Source organism: Rubritalea sp., assembly GCF_051252225.1.
Classification (GTDB): Bacteria; Verrucomicrobiota; Verrucomicrobiia; order Verrucomicrobiales; family Akkermansiaceae; genus Rubritalea.
Genome location: NZ_JBPOGE010000009.1, coordinates 79164 through 97562 on the forward strand (window position 1 = coordinate 79164; position 18399 = coordinate 97562).

Consider the following 18399-nt stretch of genomic DNA (forward strand, 5'->3'; position numbering starts at 1 on the left):
ATTTCTATGATTAAACGCTTACTGCACCGTCGAAGGTAACCATGCGCTGGAAGACGATCATGATGCGATCAAGAATGAGTCCGATGATGCCCACGAGGAATACGACAACCATCATCTTAGCGAGTGAGTCGGAAGCGCCGTTGTTGAACTGATCCCACACAAACTTACCAATACCTTCTGATGAGGAGAGGAGTTCCGCAGCGATAAGAACCATCCAGCCGACACCTAGTGAGATACGAAGACCTGCAAAAATAAGTGGCAGCGCAGACGGAATGACGATCTTGAAAAGACGAGCGAAGAAGCCGAGCTTGAGTACGCGTGCTACGTTCATGTGATCTTTATCGATAGACGCTACTCCGAGGGCTGTATTTGCCAAGGTCGCCCAAAGTGAACAGAGAGCCACAGTCACTGCTGAAGCAATGAAGGCTGGATTGATCTTATACTCACCGATTAATGGGAGATCCCATAAGAATTCCATAATTGGGTTGTTGTCAGGATCAGGGATGAGACCTGAGACAATGATGAGTGCGATAGGCAACCATACGATTGGTGAAACCGGCTTGAAGATGGCGATGAACGGAGTCATGGCAGCCATGAAGGTAGAGTTGAGGCCGCAGAGGATTCCGACTGGAACCGCAATCGCTGTGCCGATAATAAATCCAGTAAAGACACAGAAAATAGAACGCTTAACCTGGTACCAAATGGTTGCTGGCTTAGCATACTCAGAGTCCTCCATCTTACCTAAGCGGGATTCAGCTTTAGCAATAGAACGAGCCTTATCATAAGCCGCCTTACCTGTGAGTGTGAGAAACTCAGCATTGGATGCTGTAATCTTCCCTGTAGCGGACTCCACCTGAATCGCTTTATTGCGATTACTAAGAAGTTCAATTTGCTTCTTAAGGAACTGTTCCTCTTCTGCAGCGAATGTTTGAGTAATGAGGGCGTCAGCTACTTGTGGGGATTTCATCTCGCGAATCTTATCAATTTCTTTCTTAAGTACAGAGAGCTTCTCTTTATTGGCCTCGCTCTCAGATTCAGCAACCTTCACCTCACCTTGGTAAGCTGTATAAGCCGCTTGATTACCCGCTGGCAGTGAGTCAGCCTTCACAATGAGTGCCTCCTTTTTAGCGTCTGCTATCTCTTTGTATTCAACTTTCTTGGCTTTATATTCTGCATCAAGCGGCGCAATGAGCCCTTTAGTCTTTTCGCTCATAGCAGACTTAGCCTGTGTCACCGCTTCGTTCGCTAGCTTTACACGCTCCTCTACGCCTACAAGTTGCTCTTTCGACTCCTCAAGCATCTGCTCGCGCGCATCACCTGTAAGCTCGTAAGCTTTCATCTTTAGATTCTCTCGTTCAGCTTGCTTATCGATGGCGTTGTACCCTTTCCAGGTCTGGGCCGGGTTAGGAAGCGTGCCAGACTTCGTTTGGATCGTTCCTGAGGTGACATGCCAGAGGAAGAGGAAGGCTAGCACACCAGCAATGGGGACAAATATCCATTGACCAATCTTCTGGAGCTGGATTTTCGGTTCTTCACCATAACAAAGCCTCACCACTGGAGCCAGGAATGTGAGGCCACTGAGATCGATGGCTTTTAAGAGTGCGTATTGTAGTTTCTTTAGGAATTTCATAGCGTAAGCAGAAATAGTGTTGGCATTGACTAAGCAGGCACTAGACCACCACTTATTAGTTCTGCTCATAACTGAGGTGAATCACTAACATTCACCCCAGAATTCAGCTGGTTCTATATGCAAAAAAAAGGCCACCTTTTAAAAAGGTGGCCTTAATTACAATACTACAGGTATTACTATGAAAATTATGCTTCAGGATCTTTGTTACCGATCTTGTGGCTATTGAGATATTTGATCGGCTCTTTACCGTCATATTCAACACCATCAATGAAGTCTGTTGTAGGCACTTTGAAGCCATCTGTATCCCAAGGGATATCCGCCTTATCGATATTACCTTCTTCTACGAGCATCTTAGCTGCTTCGAGGTAAACTTCAGGAGCATAAACGCTTTTTGCAGTTTCTAGGTACCAATCTTTAGACTTAGGCTCTGAAATCTGTCCCCAACGACGCATCTGAGTGAGAAACCAGATACCATCAGAGTACCATGGGTAGGTAGCGTTGTTTTTGTAGAATACGTTGAAATCTGGCATCTCACGCTTGTCAGTCTTCTGGAAGAAGAAATAGCCAGTCATGGAGTTCTTAATGACATCGTAGTCAGCACCTACATAATTCGGACGTGAAAGGATACGTGCAGCTTCTTCGCGGTTTACAAGCTTGCCACTTTCATCGGTCTCATCGAGCCATTTACCAGCACGAATGAGAGCCTTAGTTACAGCGATGTTAGTTTTTGGATTTTCGTCAGCCCATGCCTTAGATACACCAAATACTTTCTCTGGGTTGTTTTTCCAGATGTCGTAGTTAGTGATTACTGGCACACCGATACCTTTAGCCACAGCTTGCTGATTCCATGGTTCACCCACGCAGTAGCCTTGGATATTACCAGACTCTAGAGTCGCCGGCATCATTGGCGGAGGTGTTACGGATAGCTCAACTTGAGCGTCGGTACGACCACCTACATCTGACTGCGTATACATACCTGGATGTATATCTGCAGCTGCCAGCCAGTAACGTAGTTCGTAGTTGTGAGTGGATGTTGGGAAAACCATACCCATTTGAAGCTTCTCACCTTCATCCAACTTCTCAATTACAACTGGCTTCAGAGAATCTGCTGTAATAGGGTGTGGAGGGGTGTCTGAATCGAGCTTAGGGTCATTTTCCTGCATCTGCTTCCAGATGTTATTGGATACTGTAATAGCATTACCATTGAGATCCATTGTGTAGGACGTGACGATGTGCGCCTTAGTACCAAAACCAATTGTCGCTGCAATCGGCTGACCAGAGAGCATATGCGCACCATCTAAATCACCAGAGATTACATTATCTAAGAGAGTTTTCCAGTTTGGCTGAGCGACTACATCGACCTGAAGGCCTTCATCATCGAAAAATCCTTTTTCCTTCGCGATTACGAGAGGAGCGCAATCAGTAAGCTTGATAAAACCAAACTTAAGAGAGTCTTTTTCTACATCGAGCTGCCCAGCGTAAAGAGCAGGTGCTGCCATAACGCTAGCAATAGTGGCGAGCGTACTAACTTGTTTAATTAACGGGTTCGTTTTCATAATTTGTGAACACCAGCAATCCAGCACTACCTGTGCCAACCCTCGACACCATAAGGCTTCGCTATGCATCTAAAAAATGAATCTGATTCATTTCTGCAGATGGTACACATCCTGCTTACATAACATTAATAAATATCCTAGTCTCCCCCGCCTTACACCTCACACCTAATTTCTCACTCAATGAACTTACCTGAAATACGTCAGCTTAAGATTTTTATAGCTCTAGAAGAAACGCGTTCATTTACTGCAGCGGCCAATAAGAACTTCATCACGCAATCTGCAGTATCCCACTCTATTAAATCACTAGAGAAGCAGCTAGACTGCAGCCTCATAGAGCGCATGGGTAAACGTATAACCCTTACCCCATACGGTGAGGTGTTTCTCCATCACGCTAAACGCGTCATTGCTGAACTGGAGTCATCTCTGACTAAAATTGAAACTCTCAAGCACTGGGGTTACTCTTCTATTAGGGTAGGTGCTTCAGACACAATCTGCCAGTACATCCTACCTAGTGTTCTTAACACTTTTGCTAGGATGCATCCCAAATGCGAGATTACTGTTGATCTTGGTGACACATTAGCGATGCAGAAAAAACTGGCGCATGGGCAGCTTGATCTCGCTATTGGTATCCATCTAGCTCCTAGCGACAACAATTTCATTTTTACTCCACTCACAGAAGACACGCTTTGCTTTGTAACCTCACCTGATCACGATTGGGTTCAGCGCCAGACTAATAGAGGCGGTTCACTCACAGATGTTAGACTCATCGCTTACGGTGCTGAAAGTGAGACGATGCGCCTCATTACTAAGCACTTTAGCGAGACCGTCGTGAAATACCGTCACCCGCTTTCCCTGGGGAACATGGAAGCTATTAAAGAGATGACAAAAATTGGTCTCGGAGTTGGCATCATCCCCCCTTGGGTCGCCAAGAAGGAATTTGAAAAAGGCGAGTTAGTAGCCCACACTATATCCTCCCCTCCACCACGACGCAACTGGGGTGTGTTTTCAAATAGCGGAAAAACCTTCTCTCTTCCTGAAGAGGATTTCATTACGATCTGCCGAGAAGAAATGGAAAAGGCGATCCATACAGGGAGAAAACTAGAAGAAGTGGGAGCGTAAGCTCAGATCGTTAACCAGCTTTTCTAATAGCAGCGCTTTTCACCTTAGCTTCAATAGATCCTTTTAGCTCCATCACACTCTGGTGGAGCTTTTTTGTGCCATGCAGTGAGCCCTGAAGTAAACTAAGCATAAGTGAATCAAATTAATGTATTGGATTAATTGTACTGGTTGGCACACCTAACATCTTGGCACATTCGTTGCTTGTTGTATGACGTTATGAATAAACGTACATTATTGTCATTATTAGCACTCACACAGACAGCAGTAATCGCTGGTGAAGTTCAAGAGATCCCCGTTGTAGAAAAACCGAAAGAAGAGTGGTTTAAGTTCTCCGTCGATGCTCGTGCTCGTCTTGAGCAGCGCAAGATACAAGGTCTAGATAACTCTTGGGCTGGCACATTCCGTATTCGCCCAGGTTTCTTCGTTGGTAAATCTGAAGGTTTTGGTGCCTTCGTCGAAACTGAAAGCACTCTTGCTTTCATCGATGATTACGCAAGCGCTCAACCACAACTCAACCCTAATACACCAGGAAACACACGCATTGATGATCCTGAGAACAACGAGCTCAATCAGCTTTACGCTCAGTACATCGGCTACGGCGCACTTCTTCGTGGAGGTCGCCAGCGTATCATCTATGATAACGCAGCATTTATCGGTAATGTTGGATGGCGTCAGAACGAGCAAACGATGGATGGCGCATTGCTCGACTATAAGAAAGATGCATTCACATTTAAGTATAGCTACGTAAACCGTGTGAACCGCATATTCGGTGCAGATGCTCTAGGTGCTGCAAGAGCCCTCAAAGGTGCTGCACACTTCGTCAACGGGTCCTACAAGTTTGGTGAGAATAAGTTTACCGCTTACACCTACCTCATGGATTTTGATGAGTTGTCGTTCTCGCGTGCTAGCAACAACACATATGGTGGCTTCTTCGACTTTGCTCTTGGCGAAGGATCACTACATACAGAATTTGCCTACCAGACTGAAGCGGGTAACAACGAAGCTGATTACGGTGACTACTACGCTCACGTTTTCTACGGAGGTAAAGCGAGCATCCTCGACTACAACGTTGGTGTTGAATACCTAGGTGATGAGTTTGTGACTCCCCTCGCTACTGTGCACAAATTTAACGGATTTGCTGACAGATTTGCTGGCAATCGCCTAGGTTTGGCTCCAGCTGCCGCATGGAATGGCCTTAGTGATGTTTACGCAAGTGCTGGGACAAAAATCGCCGGCGGTGTGGTACTTACAGGATTCGTACACGCCTTCTGGGATCAGGATTTTGATCAGTTCTACGGATTCGAATTTGATGCTACTGCAGTGAAAAAGTTCAACGATAACTTCAAGGCTGTTGCTAAGTACGCCTACTATTTTGGCAATAACGATGATAGTGATTACGTTGCTTTCGAAGACAACATCTCCCAGTTCTCAGTTGAACTGAACTACACCTTCTAGAGGATTCACATAGTTTAGTTATTCAAATCAAATTCACCCAATCGATGAATCTCATTCATTGATTGGGTGTTTTTGTGGCACGCCACATGCTCAATAAGAATCAACAACTACCCAATTATCCAAATATGAAAGAAAGAGTAATAGTCGTAGGTAACGGCATGGTCGGATACAAATTCTGTGAACGTCTCGTAGCTAAAGACGTCGACAAAAAATTCCAAATAGTCACATTCTGCGAAGAGCCACGTCCAGCATATGATCGTGTGCATCTTTCTGAATACTTTTCCGGTAAAACTGCGGAAGATCTTAGTATGACCCACTTTGATTGGTATGAAGAGAATGGCGTTGAACTTCATATTGGTGAGAAAGTCACCCAGATCGACAAAGCGGCAAAGCGCGTTATCACATCCTCCGGTAAGGTTGTTGAATACGACAAGCTCATTATGGCTACTGGCTCCTCTCCTTTTGTTCCACCCGTGCCTGGTGTAGAGAAAAAAGGTGTGTTTGTTTACCGCACGATAGAAGATCTTGATGCAATGCAAGAGTATGCAGCTCATGCTAAATCTTGTGCTGTCATCGGTGGAGGTTTGCTAGGCCTCGAAGCGGCGAAAGCAGCTCAAGACCTTGGACTCCGTACACATGTAGTTGAGTTTGCACCACGCCTTATGCCAAGACAGCTCGATGAAGCTGCTGGTATCCTCCTAAAAGACGTTATCGAAGAGCGTGGCATCAAGGTTCACCTCTCTAAATCCACTTCAAATATTGCTGGCGAAGATTCTGTCAAAGGTATGGAATTCGCTGACGGCAGCGAACTAAAGGTCGATATGATCATTGTTTCTGCAGGAATTCGTCCACGTGACGAACTGGCAAGTGAAGCTGGAATCACCGTCGGTCCTCGTGGTGGTATCGAAGTCGATAGTTACCTACTTACTAGCGACCCTAATATTTTCGCAATTGGTGAATGCGCGCTCTATGAAGGCATGATTTATGGTCTTGTTGCTCCTGGCTACCAGATGGCTGATGCAGTGAGTGATCTTCTACTAGGCAAAGAAGCTACCTTCACCGGTGCTGATATGTCCACCAAGCTCAAACTTATTGGTACTGATGTTGCTAGCTTTGGTGCTATCGAAGTACCAGAAGGCTCTGGAGCTCGTGAGATTGTTATTAATGACACGCACAACAAACTCTTCAAGAAGCTCGTTGTCTCCGCAGACGGCAAAAAACTCCTAGGTGGTATTCTGGTAGGTGATGCAAGTGCCTATGGCTCACTTCACCAAATGTACCTCAATGATATGGAGATTAAAGGTGACCCTATCCAACTCATTCTCCCATCTTCCGATGGCGAACCAGTAGGTGTTGGGGTTGGTGATCTTCCTGATTCAGCACAGATTTGCTCCTGTGAAGCAGTCACTAAAGGTGAGATCTGTAGTGCTATCGAAAACGGATGTTCTTCTGTAGGTGAACTTAAATCCTGTACTAAAGCAGGAACTGGTTGCGGTGGTTGTGTGCCACTTATGACTGATCTCTTTAAAGCAAAAATGAGAGAGTCTGGCGTGGAAGTCAGTGATCGTATTTGTGAGCACTTCGATCATTCCCGTAAAGAAATCTATCAAATCGTCCGCGCTACCGGCATCCAGAATTTCAACGAACTCCTAGCCAAGCACGGGAAAGGAATGGGTTGTGAAATTTGTAAGCCTGTTGCCGCATCCGTCTTCGCATCTTGCTGGAACGTTCCTATCCTTGATAAGGCTCCGCTTCAGGACACCAATGACGCATTTCTCGCAAACATTCAGCAGGATGGTACATATTCCGTCATTCCTCGTATCCCTGGTGGTGAAATCACCCCGGACAGTCTCATTGTAATCGGTGAAGTCGCTAAAAAGTATAACCTCTACATGAAGCTCACTGGTGGTCAGCGTATTGACCTTCTCGGCGCCCGCGCTCATCAGCTTCCAGCTATCTGGAAAGACCTTATCGATGCGGGCTTCGAATCCGGTCATGCCTACGGCAAAGCTCTTCGTACGGTAAAATCCTGTGTAGGATCTTCTTGGTGTCGCTTCGGCGTTCAGGATTCCACCACTCTCGCTATCGACATCGAAAAGCGCTACCGCGGTATTCGCTCACCTCACAAACTTAAATCAGCAGTATCTGGTTGTGTTCGCGAGTGCGCTGAAGCTCAGTCCAAGGATTTCGGTATCATTGCTACGGAAAAAGGCTGGAACCTCTACGTTTGTGGTAATGGCGGTATCGTGCCACGTCACGCTGACCTCTTCGCAACAGACCTCGACCGCGAAACTCTCATTAAGTACATCGATCGTTTCCTCATGTACTACATCAAGACCGCTGACAGACTCGAGCGCACATCCACATGGATGACTAAGCTCGAAGGTGGTCTCGAGCACCTTCAGGATGTAGTAATTAAAGACTCACTTGGTATCTGTGAGGAACTAGAAGCGCAAATGAATCACCTCGTCGACACTTACGAATGTGAGTGGAAAAACGCAATCAATGACCCAGAGAAAATGAAGCGCTTCAAGCACTTCCAGAACTCTGAGGACGAGGACGAGACTGTAGAATTTGTCGACCTTCGTGGACAAATCTGCCCTGCACGCCTCAATGAATCAGATGAAAAAGAATCGGGTGAACTCGCTAATGCATAACATTTAACACATAGAAATTATTATGATTACAGAATCAACACAGATCAATGTAGGGGCCGTTTCTAACTTCCCACAAGATCTCGGCAGCTGTGTAAAAATTAACGGAAAACAAATCGCAGTCTTCAATCTACCTACTGAACAAAAGTGGTATGCCGTTCAGAACTTTAATCCACAAAACCAACGCATGGTGCTTTCACGTGGTCTCACTGGTGATGCGGATGGCGAGCCAATCGTCATCTGTCCACTTCACAAGCACCGTTATTCATTAGTTACTGGTGAGTGCCTTACTGATAGCGCATATAGCCTCGAAACTTTCCCTATCAAGGAAGTCGACGGCGAGCTTCTCATAGAAGCCTAGAATCAGGTGACTCCCCCACTATTTACCTAATAAAAATGCCTTGCAGCGAAAGTTGCTTGGCATTTTTATTTTCTCAAGTCATCCAAAAACCCGTCTCTTAAGGAGATCTCTCAGGCTACTATCACACATCTTTGTAATTTACTTTTTTTACTACTTTGTCTGCTGATCGCTTAGCTTGTAATTGCTCGATCTGGTCTCTTAGGTGAGCAGCCCTCTCAAATTCTAGTTTACCTGCCGCTTCACGCATCTCTTTCTGTAATTCTGAGATCAACTCTAGCGCATTATAGGTCACTTCGTCTTCGGCCACCATAGACTTCGATAGAGCGGCTCCTTCCTTATCTACCTCATAATGCTCCTGCAAGCTCTTCTGTACCGCGCGGATCACGCTCCGAGGTGTGATTCCATGCTTCTCATTATGAGTTATCTGAATCTCTCGCCTGTAGGCGGTAATATCTAATAGCTGTTGAATCGAATCGGTAACCTTATCGCAGAACAGTACACATTCTCCATTCACATGACGTGCTGCACGTCCCGCCGTCTGTACCAAGCTCGTTTCATTCCGTAAGAATCCTTCCTTATCTGCATCCAAAATACAGACTAAAGAAACCTCAGGGAGATCCAGGCCCTCTCTTAATAAATTAATACCGATCAGCACATCAAACTCTGCAGCACGCAATGCTCGAAGAATCTCAACGCGTTCAACTGTATCAATGTCAGAATGCAAATAACGAGCCTTTAACCCTACTTTCTCAAGGTAATCTGCTAGGTCTTCTGCCGTCTTCTTGGTCAGGGTAGTCACCAACACACGTTCATGCTTTTTAATGCGCTCACGACAAAGCTCGATCGTTTTATCAATCTGCCCCTCTAAAGGCAGCAATGTCAAAACTGGGTCGAGTAACCCAGTGGGGCGGATAATCTGCTCAGCTATTAAAGTAGCACCTCGTTTTTCAACATCAAAGTCTTCTACTCGCTCACTTGATGGACTCGGGCTCAGCTGCTTCCGCAGCATCTTGATGGCCTGATTCGCCGAAATCTCGCCCCTCTTCCACGGGACATAACTTTTATTCTCAGGTCGAGAATTCATCATCTCGAATGGTCCAGGCGTTGCCGATATATAGACTCGCTGCTGGGTCATTTCCATAAACTCCTGGAAGCGCAATGGGCGGTTATCAAGCGCGCTAGGTAGTCGGAAACCATGATTTACTAGCATAGTCTTCCGGCTCTTATCACCCTCAAACATTCCACCTACTTGTGGGATAGTCGCGTGACTCTCATCCGCTAACAATAAGTAATCTTCAGGAAAGAAATCTAACAAAGTGTATGGTCTAGCTCCCTTCTCACGACCCGTGACGTGACGTGAGTAGTTCTCTATCCCCTGACAAAAACCCATCTCCTGCATCATCTCGATATCATACTCTGTGCGCATTCTGATCCGCTGTGCTTCAATCAACTTCCCTTCGGCCTCAAATGCCGCCACCGTTTCCTTCATTTCCTTGCGAATTTCTTGAATCGCCTTTTTAAGCTTCGGACTTGAGGTGACGAATTGCTTCGCTGGGTAAAAGAGGTAATGCGGCATGCTGCCACGCTTCTTGCCGCTCATAGCATCGACCTCAGAAATGCGATCAATCTCATCCCCGAAAAACTCCACGCGTATCGCGGTGTCTTCTAAGTAAGCTGGTCGCACCTCTACCACGTCGCCCCGGACTCTGAAATGTCCACGTTGAAATGCCACGTCGTTGCGCTCGAATAACAGCTCCACTAACTTCTCTAGAAAATCATCACGGCCCATCTCCATTCCCTCCTGAATGGTCAGCATCATCTCCTTATAATCATCCGGAGACCCCAAGCCGTAGATGCAGCTCACTGAGGCAATCACGATCACATCATCGCGCGTGAGTAGACTACCCATCGTGCTTAAACGCAGTCGCTCGATCTCATCATTTACTGCTGAATCCTTCTCAATATAGGTGTCGGATGCTGGAATATATGCCTCTGGTTGGTAATAATCGAAGTAGGACACGAAGTACTCGACGGCATTGTTAGGGAAAAATGTTTTAAACTCTGAATAAAGCTGCGCTGCCAGAGTCTTGTTATGACTCATGATCAAAGTAGGCTTACGCGCCTCCTTAATGATGTTTGCCATGGTGAATGTTTTCCCAGATCCAGTGACACCTAGTACTGTCTGGTGAGTGTTTCCAGCACGCAAGGATTTGACAATTTTTTCAATTGCTTGCTGCTGATCACCTTGCGGCGTATAATCACTGACTAAATCAAACATATCGGCACCAGAATAGCGTAGTTCTAGCAATCGGCAATCCTACCTATGCGGAAAATCCCCAAACGCAGTATACCAGCGAAGGAAGGTTTTTGTCTTAAATCACTTTCTTTTTCCACCTAGCTGCACAATGGTTCCTCTATCAAAAGTATGAGCGCACTCACTTTCAGTCCTATCGAAGAAATCATCGAAGACATCGCAGCTGGCAAGATTATCATCTGTGCCGATGACCCAACCCGCGAAAATGAGGCAGATCTCATTTGCGCAGCTTCATTAGTCACAAAAGAAATCGTGGCCTTCATGGCCACCCACGGACGTGGCCTCATCTGCGCACCCATTTCTGAAGAACAGGCAGATGCGCTGGATCTACCACAAATGAGCCGACGCAATACCGAAGCTCTCAAGACAGCATTCACTGTCTCTGTAGATGCCGCACATGGTATCACCACTGGTATTTCCGCAGCAGACCGCGCTGCAGCCCTGAAGATCCTGGCAGATCCTAAGAGTTCACCTGATATGTTGGTGAAGCCAGGTCATGTATTCCCTTTAGCTGCTGTTAAAGGTGGCGTCCTTCGCCGCACTGGTCACACGGAAGCCGCTGTAGACCTAGCCCGTCTCGCTGGTCTCGAACCCGCAGGCGTTATTTGTGAAATCATGAATGAAGACGGTGACATGGCACGCGTTGGGAATCTTGGAGAATACCAAGAACAGCACGGTCTAAAAGCCTGTACTATCGCGCAGCTCATCGAATACCGTCGGAAATCAGAAAAGCTGGTCCACTGTTCTGAAGTAATCAAATTACCTACCGACTTTGGTGAGTTTGATTGCCACCTCTACGAGATCGATACTGATGACTCACACCACCTTGCTCTGGTAAAAGGTGAAATCAACTCTAGCGAGCCAGTCACCGTCCGAGTCCACTCAGAGTGTCTTACTGGTGATGTCTTCATGTCCCGCCGTTGTGACTGTGGTGGGCAACTCCACCAAGCGCTTGAACACATTTCCGCCGAAGGCGGCGTCCTACTCTACCTCCGCCAAGAAGGTCGCGGTATCGGGCTCCCAGCAAAGATTCACGCCTACAAACTCCAAGAACAAGGCTACGACACCGTAGAAGCGAACGAAAAGTTAGGCTACGGTGCTGACCTGCGTGATTACGGTATGGGCGCACAAATACTCCATGATCTAGGCATACGTAAGATCAGACTCCTAACCAACAACCCTAAAAAAATGGTGGGACTCCAGGGTTACGGTCTCGAGATCGTCGAACAACTTCCAATCCGCCAACTCGCAAACGAGCACAACGAAAAGTACCTGCAGACTAAAAAAGATCGCATGGACCACTTGCTCTAACCACTTTCTCAATTCTTTATTCTAAATCTAAGACGTGTCTAAAAAAATCAAACAAGCATGGGAGAAGCCCATGCCAAAAGCTCAGTTCGACTTCATGCGTGAAGTCCTCGCCGCCCCCTCTCCTATCGGCCTCGAAGCCTCCATGTCCTACGGAGTTCTCAAGCCAGCATTCGAGAAGTTCATACCAAAAGATTGGGCTATCCATCAGTTTAAAGGAAATGCTGGTATCGTGGTCGACACTCACCCTGGGCGTGACGATATGACGAGTGTGATGATTATTGGTCACGCTGATAAGATTCGCCTGCAAGTTCGCAAAATTGATTCCAATGGTAAAATTTGGGTCAACACCGACTCCTTCCTTCCCTGCACGCTTGTGGGTCATGAAGTCACGCTGTTCTGCCAAGATCCAAAAAAGCCCGGTAACTACCAAAGTATTGAAGGCGGCACTATCGAAGCCCTCGGGGCCATTCACTTCTCTGAGCCAGCTCAGCGCACAGGCGATAAAGGCCTCAAGCCGGAGATGATGTACCTCGAGCTCCAGATGTACGGAGCTGATCCTAAAAAGAAGATCGAAGCCCTTGGCATTCGCCCAGGTGACCCGATCATTCTTAATCGCCCAATCAAGCGCGGCTTCTCCGACGACACTTATTATGGAGCATACCTCGACAATGGTCTCGGCTGTTTCGTCGTTACTGAAATTGCAAAAATTCTTGCTAAGTCGAAACTCGAGAACATCCGTATTCTATACACTATTGCGACCCATGAGGAAATCGGGCGCTTTGGAGCGACAGCTATTGCGGGTGAGTTTAAGCCTGACATCCTAATCGGCTCAGATGTCAATCACGACTACGATGCCGCTCCTGGTATGAGCTCGAAACGCATGAATCCGCTCGCCATGAGCAAAGGTTTTTCCATCACTAAGGGCTCCATCACAAGCGAACATCTCAACACAATCATTGAGGAAGCATGCATGAAAGAAGGTATTCCTTATCAAATGGACTTCGCTGGTCGCGATACAGGTACTGACGCTATGGCTGCGGCGCTCGCAGGCTTTGACTGTGCTGCCACATCCATCGGATTCCCTATCCGTAACATGCACACTATTTCTGAAACCGGTCATACCAGTGACGTAATAGCCGCTATCCACGGCATGGTTGCGACTTTCCGCTCCATGGACAGTATGAACAACGGCAAAGGCCTTACGCGTGACGACCTGAAACAGGGTCACCCACGTCTCGACTGTGCGAAACCAATCAAATAGAGAAAATACATCTCTATGCTAAAAAGGGCGCCAACTCGGCGCCCTTTTTTATTTAAATGAAAACCCCGTCTTCTATGGCGCGACTTTAATATCTGCGCTAGCTCCCATCTCTACCCACAGCTCTAACCACTCGATCTCCTTTTCTGTGAGCTGCTTCTTGCCCTCTGGAGGCATACGTAGGTCATCATCAAGTGGAAGGTGAAGGTAAGTTATTAAGGAGCTATCCTCCAAGTCCCCCGGTACCAAACAGGCTGTTTCTTCACCGCCTTCTAACATGTAATCGATGGTATCCACTCTAAGCCCGCTCTTTTGCTTTTCAGCACCATGGCAATTCACACATTTTTCTTCTAAAATGGGCTGAACGATATCTTGATAAAGGAAGACTTCAGGCTGAGCTGCTTTAGCTTCAGTTGCTTGACGTTTTTCTAAAACCTTACTTGGCCACGCATCATTTGGCTCACCATGAGTGATCTCACCACCGCGGTGACCAGCAGAAAGCATCACTAAAAAACTGACGCTCAGAAGCACCCCAAAACAAAGCTTCCACCAAGGTTTCCCAATGTAGCACTGCAACTTTACAGCCAAGGAGGTAAAGACCAAAACCGTAAATAGAATACCATCCCTCTTGTGCTCCTCTAGTAATTCACCTGCTTGATATTGGTCTGTTAGGTACAAACAATAACCGAACACTGTAGCGAATAGAGCCATAATCGCAGAGAATCCTAGAGCTAATCGCGTATCTACTCGCCAGCGACCACTCGTCACTAATGACATCACTTCAGTCAGTAAGACATAGCTCATAGCGCCAATCGGCAAATGGAGAAAGATAGCGTGAAATCCCCCAAAATAATTCACCCACAAACCTGCTGAATTCGCGGTCTTCGGGTTGGCGAAGCCTACCTCAGCAAAGCTTGGCAGCAGCAGTGTAAATATAATGCACAATACACAAACCCCTTGTGCTATGCGTGTCCAATTTTTCTGATTCATCATCTTGCTAGTAATTACTACGGAACTGTGTAGGAAAAATTACATAGATCTCTCTAATAAAAAAGCCCGAAGCCGTTTGACGGGCCCGGGCTTTTGAGTGTGTTATGTATAAACGAAATTATTAAGCCTCTTCCTCGCCGAACATGTCTCCACCGTGGCTGAGAATGAACTGCAAGTCATCGACCCCGAGATTGCTTGCGAAACCTTCATCACCAAGGACGTTAGTAACAAGCGCTGTCTTCTGGTGTTGTAGAACACGAATCTTCTCCTCCACTGTGTCACGAGTAAGAAGACGGTATGCGATAACCTTATTCTTCTGACCAATACGGTGTGTACGGTCAATCGCTTGGTTTTCCACAGCTGGGTTCCACCATGGATCGTAAAGAATAACATAGGATGCCGAGGTGAGGTTAAGACCAGCACCACCCGCTTTGAGTGAAAGCATGAATACGGACGCGTCCTTAGTTGTCTGGAAGCTCTCGATCACGCCCTTACGGTCTTTAGTCTGACCTGTGAGGTAGTGGTAAGGGCGGCTCTCGGTTTCGAGGCGCGCCTTAATGATGTCGAGCATGGAAACAAACTGGGAGAATACGAGTACCTTGTGACTTTCTTCACGGAGCTGGTCGAGTAGGTAGAAGAGAGCAATCATTTTTGCACTTTCCTCCTTCAGATACTTCGGATCGATAAGTCCTGGGTGACAACAAATCTGACGCAAACGCATAAGTCCCTGAAGAATAGCAAAGGAGTTCTTCTTCACTGCTTCATCAGAATCCAGCCCGAGTAGAGCCTTTTGGATACGCTTAAGTTCAGCCTTGTACATGTCAGACTGCACACCCTCCATGACAGCAAAGACCTCTTCTTCCGTACGTGGCGGAAGGTCTTTTGCTACTTGGAGCTTAGTACGGCGGAGTAGGAATGGTCTAAGTCTCGCAGCAAGACGTGTCTGAGATGACGGATCTTTACGCTTATCAAAACGCTTCTTGAAGTATGCTCGGGAACCGAGAACACCAGGCATTGCGAATGCCATGAGTGACCACATATCCATCAAGCGGTTCTCAATAGGCGTACCAGTAAGAACGAGGCGGTTAGCAGAGTTCAGCTCACGAGCTGACTTAGCAGCCTTAGAATCAGGATTCTTGATCTGTTGACCTTCATCGAGAATAACTGTCAGCCATTTGATGCTATTAAGATCTTCACCGCAAACACGGAGCTGAGCGTAATTGAGAACAACTAGATCGAGCTCGTTCTGCGCTTCATCCACAATAAGATCGTCACGAGTACGAAGTATTTTCACCTTCAGTTCAGCAGCGAATTTCTCCGCTTCTGTAGCCCATACATCAAGAACTGATTTAGGACAGACAACCAATGCTGGACGTTTTTCGCCTGCATCTAAAGCCTGCCTACGCAGCCAGAGAATGTAAGTGATAGACTGGATCGTCTTACCAAGACCCATGTCATCCGCAAGAATACCACCGAATCGGTTCGTAGAGAGGTAAGTAAGGAAGCGGAAGCCATCCACTTGATATGGACGGAGAGTCGCATTGAGACCGTCTGGCACAGGAGTATCAAGGTTGACTTGAATATCATGCGCAGAGTCTTTAATACGCTTCCACGCTTTTGGATCAAACACTTCTGCAGCCTTCGGATCAGCTAACTGGAGCGCATGCATACGGTGAGTTTCGCCAGATAAGTCAAATGGATCTAGGCCGAGGCGAGTAACCGCTTCGTGTTGGTCTGGGTCGAGTTTAATCTCGAGACGCATCCAGCCGCCATTTTCCATACGTACATAGCCACCGCGAGCAGCGACTAACTGACGGATCTGAGCTTTGGTAAGCTCTACACCCTCTACATCGATTACAATTTTAAGATCGAACCAGTCAATGTCTTGGTTAACTACCTCGAAGCGAATCGCTGCAGATACTGGGTCAGCAAGAAGTGTCTTAAGCTTGAAGTCCATTTCTACCTGCATTGCTTCAGGTAGGTTCTGAGCCCACTCCGCAAATTTCTCAGGGAATAGCTTGGTCACACGGGTCTTAAACTCTTCGAGTTTATCGTCATATGTCAGACCCATTTCTTGGAGTAAACCAGGTACAGGGTAGAGTTCTTCACGTGCAAATCGGAGGAGTTGCTTACCTTTAACAGGCTTTTGCTCGACTAGCTCCCAGCCCTCTTTGACGAGCTTCTCAGTACGGCGATCTTTTTTCTCAAGAGCGAGTACATTGATTACTAAGTGCTCAGTCTCTGCAGCTGTGAGTCCTTGCTCGATACGCATCTCAAAACGTGGGAATAGATCGAGATCTAGTACGCGCTTCTTGAGTGTGTCAGGAAGTTTTGCGCCGATTTTACGAAGAAACTCAACACCCTCGAGCGAGTCAATCACCTGTTTAGGGATCATGTAGCGTGGCATCACATCTGTATCTTCTAACCAGCGTGATGGTCCAGGGAAGACCGTCTCATCAGATTGATAGAGCTCTTCACGTCCTGGTAGTAATCGTACTGAGTGAGACACATTAATGCCCTCATCAGTTACGAGCTGGAGTGCAAAATTGTCAGGATGGTATGGATCATCTTCACATACCCACCTCAGTGGTTCCTTCACTACTTTATAGTAGTTCTCATCGAGGTTTACGATGTATCCTTTGAGTGCTGGCTGGCGGAAAAGTCGGTTCATGAAGCGACACGCTTGTTCCGTGTCGAGATCCATTGTTGCCACACCTTCACCATTATAAAATGCGAGATAGTGTTCCCAAATAACTTGGCTTTGAGAATCCATGCGAAGCGCAGCAGATGCAAAAAGAGTGACCAAACGCTCAATATCATTCTTCTCGCGCAGGATAAGCCACTCACCTTTGTTCTCACGTACTTCTACGCGAGCTTCATTCATTGTCGAAACGATACGGAAATCACATTCGATCGGCTTCTCGGCAGGTGGGCGTTCGTTCACGTCTTCGATACGCTCGTACCACTCAGCGATCTCACGTTCCTTCTCCCAGTCTTTCATCTTCTTCTGCACATCCTCTAGGTCTGTGACAGCATTCATGAACTCAGGGTAAGGGAGGCGTTTCTTGTAAAATGCGTATGCTAGATAGTTCCAGAATTCTAGAATATCTCCTGGAGGCATTGGCCAGAGTTCAAGTGGATCGTAAGTGACAATCTCCCAGCGTGGATTCAAACGCACCATGTCATGATCGTGCATTTCACCTTCGATCACATAGCGGCGATAGCGTTTCTCTACCTTGCTAACAAACTCAGCTTCCTTATCGTCAAGCTCGCGATCAAGCTTCTCTTCAATAAGGTCAATGACTGGAGTGTCATCAAACTCGTTAGGGCTTTCAGGTAGGTCCTCGCCACGGTGCATACGCTCCATCATCGTAGCATAGAGGCATGCGCCAGCGATTAATTCATCTTCAGCAGTACAACTGCCAAACCAACGGTTACCTTGAAGGCGGAGACTGGTACGGAAAGTACCGGTCTTGTCTTCCACTCTCCCTTGAATGAAAAGGTGGTTACCAAAAATCTGAGTGACTGCGCCTTCTTGCTGAAGGTCGTCGCCCCTATTACGTGCTTCTTCGGGGAAGCTATTTAGAAAGTTGAGTGTTGCTCTATCCGGATTCATTTGAATGTTCGGTATGTGTGTCTGACCCTTATAAAAGGGCACGAAATTCCGCGAGAGTGACATATCTAGTAACAAATGTGTCACGCTCACAAATCAGTGGAATGCGACTTTATAAGCCAATTCCCTCTTCACGCA

11 protein-coding genes are annotated in these 18399 nt (G+C 46.8%); 6 read left to right on the forward strand and 5 right to left on the reverse strand.

Features of this window, described 5'->3' with window-relative positions:
* Window positions 1–10: 10 nt before the first annotated feature.
* Window positions 11–1699 carry an ABC transporter permease subunit gene (locus ACSHX2_RS10380; RefSeq protein WP_435692877.1) on the reverse strand — a complete coding sequence of 563 codons (1689 nt, stop codon included), beginning with the start codon at window positions 1697–1699 and terminating at the stop codon, window positions 11–13.
* A gap of 116 nt (window positions 1700–1815) precedes the next feature.
* Window positions 1816–3129, reverse strand: a complete 1314-nt coding sequence (locus tag ACSHX2_RS10385; RefSeq protein ID WP_435692895.1) for a CmpA/NrtA family ABC transporter substrate-binding protein — start codon at window positions 3127–3129, stop codon at window positions 1816–1818.
* Between the two features lie 237 nt (window positions 3130–3366).
* Between ACSHX2_RS10385 and ACSHX2_RS10390 the strand changes: the two genes are divergently transcribed.
* The 4 genes from ACSHX2_RS10390 (at window position 3367) to nirD (ending at window position 8775) form a co-directional block, all read left to right on the forward strand.
* Complete coding sequence (locus tag ACSHX2_RS10390; protein ID WP_435692878.1) at window positions 3367–4305, forward strand: LysR family transcriptional regulator; 939 nt, start codon at window positions 3367–3369, stop codon at window positions 4303–4305.
* Between the two features lie 216 nt (window positions 4306–4521).
* On the forward strand, window positions 4522–5760 hold the full coding sequence (locus ACSHX2_RS10395) for an alginate export family protein (protein ID WP_435692879.1): 1239 nt from the start codon (window positions 4522–4524) through the stop codon (window positions 5758–5760).
* A gap of 125 nt (window positions 5761–5885) precedes the next feature.
* The gene (gene nirB, locus ACSHX2_RS10400; protein WP_435692880.1) at window positions 5886–8417 is read left to right on the forward strand and encodes a nitrite reductase large subunit NirB; all 2532 of its coding nucleotides are present in this window, start codon (window positions 5886–5888) and stop codon (window positions 8415–8417) included.
* A 22-nt stretch (window positions 8418–8439) separates the two neighbouring features.
* The gene (gene nirD, locus ACSHX2_RS10405) at window positions 8440–8775 is read left to right on the forward strand and encodes a nitrite reductase small subunit NirD (protein WP_435692881.1); all 336 of its coding nucleotides are present in this window, start codon (window positions 8440–8442) and stop codon (window positions 8773–8775) included.
* Window positions 8776–8896: 121 nt separating this feature from the next.
* On the opposite strand, the gene uvrB is transcribed toward nirD, so the two are convergent.
* The gene (gene uvrB / locus ACSHX2_RS10410; RefSeq protein WP_435692896.1) at window positions 8897–11053 is read right to left on the reverse strand and encodes an excinuclease ABC subunit UvrB; all 2157 of its coding nucleotides are present in this window, start codon (window positions 11051–11053) and stop codon (window positions 8897–8899) included.
* 147 nt (window positions 11054–11200) lie between these two features.
* On the opposite strand from uvrB, the gene ACSHX2_RS10415 reads away from it, so the two are divergent.
* Entirely contained in the window at window positions 11201–12400 is a 1200-nt protein-coding gene (locus ACSHX2_RS10415; protein ID WP_435692882.1) for a bifunctional 3,4-dihydroxy-2-butanone-4-phosphate synthase/GTP cyclohydrolase II, read from the forward strand.
* Window positions 12401–12470: 70 nt separating this feature from the next.
* Window positions 12471–13661 (forward strand): peptidase M42, encoded by a 1191-nt coding sequence (locus tag ACSHX2_RS10420; protein ID WP_435692897.1) that lies wholly within the window; start codon window positions 12471–12473, stop codon window positions 13659–13661.
* A 72-nt stretch (window positions 13662–13733) separates the two neighbouring features.
* Here ACSHX2_RS10420 and ACSHX2_RS10425 read toward each other — a convergent pair whose 3' ends face one another.
* Window positions 13734–14651, reverse strand: coding sequence for a c-type cytochrome domain-containing protein (locus tag ACSHX2_RS10425; protein ID WP_435692883.1), 918 nt, complete (start codon window positions 14649–14651; stop codon window positions 13734–13736).
* Between the two features lie 118 nt (window positions 14652–14769).
* Window positions 14770–18264, reverse strand: a complete 3495-nt coding sequence (locus ACSHX2_RS10430) for a DEAD/DEAH box helicase (RefSeq protein WP_435692884.1) — start codon at window positions 18262–18264, stop codon at window positions 14770–14772.
* Window positions 18265–18399: the final 135 nt, after the last annotated feature.

Bases quoted from the DNA above. Each gene is read 5' to 3' on its own strand.
- ACSHX2_RS10380 (WP_435692877.1), bottom strand. From the start codon at position 1,699: ATGAGCAGAACTAATAAGTGGTGGTCTAGTGCCTGCTTAGTCAATGCC.
- ACSHX2_RS10385 (WP_435692895.1), bottom strand. From the start codon at position 3,129: ATGGCAGCACCTGCTCTTTACGCTGGGCAGCTCGATGTAGAAAAAGAC.
- ACSHX2_RS10390 (WP_435692878.1), top strand. From the start codon at position 3,367: ATGAACTTACCTGAAATACGTCAGCTTAAGATTTTTATAGCTCTAGAA.
- ACSHX2_RS10395 (WP_435692879.1), top strand. From the start codon at position 4,522: ATGAATAAACGTACATTATTGTCATTATTAGCACTCACACAGACAGCA.
- nirB (WP_435692880.1), top strand. From the start codon at position 5,886: ATGAAAGAAAGAGTAATAGTCGTAGGTAACGGCATGGTCGGATACAAA.
- nirD (WP_435692881.1), top strand. From the start codon at position 8,440: ATGATTACAGAATCAACACAGATCAATGTAGGGGCCGTTTCTAACTTC.
- uvrB (WP_435692896.1), bottom strand. From the start codon at position 11,053: ATGTTTGATTTAGTCAGTGATTATACGCCGCAAGGTGATCAGCAGCAA.
- ACSHX2_RS10415 (WP_435692882.1), top strand. From the start codon at position 11,201: ATGAGCGCACTCACTTTCAGTCCTATCGAAGAAATCATCGAAGACATC.
- ACSHX2_RS10420 (WP_435692897.1), top strand. From the start codon at position 12,471: ATGCCAAAAGCTCAGTTCGACTTCATGCGTGAAGTCCTCGCCGCCCCC.
- ACSHX2_RS10425 (WP_435692883.1), bottom strand. From the start codon at position 14,651: ATGATGAATCAGAAAAATTGGACACGCATAGCACAAGGGGTTTGTGTA.
- ACSHX2_RS10430 (WP_435692884.1), bottom strand. From the start codon at position 18,264: ATGAATCCGGATAGAGCAACACTCAACTTTCTAAATAGCTTCCCCGAA.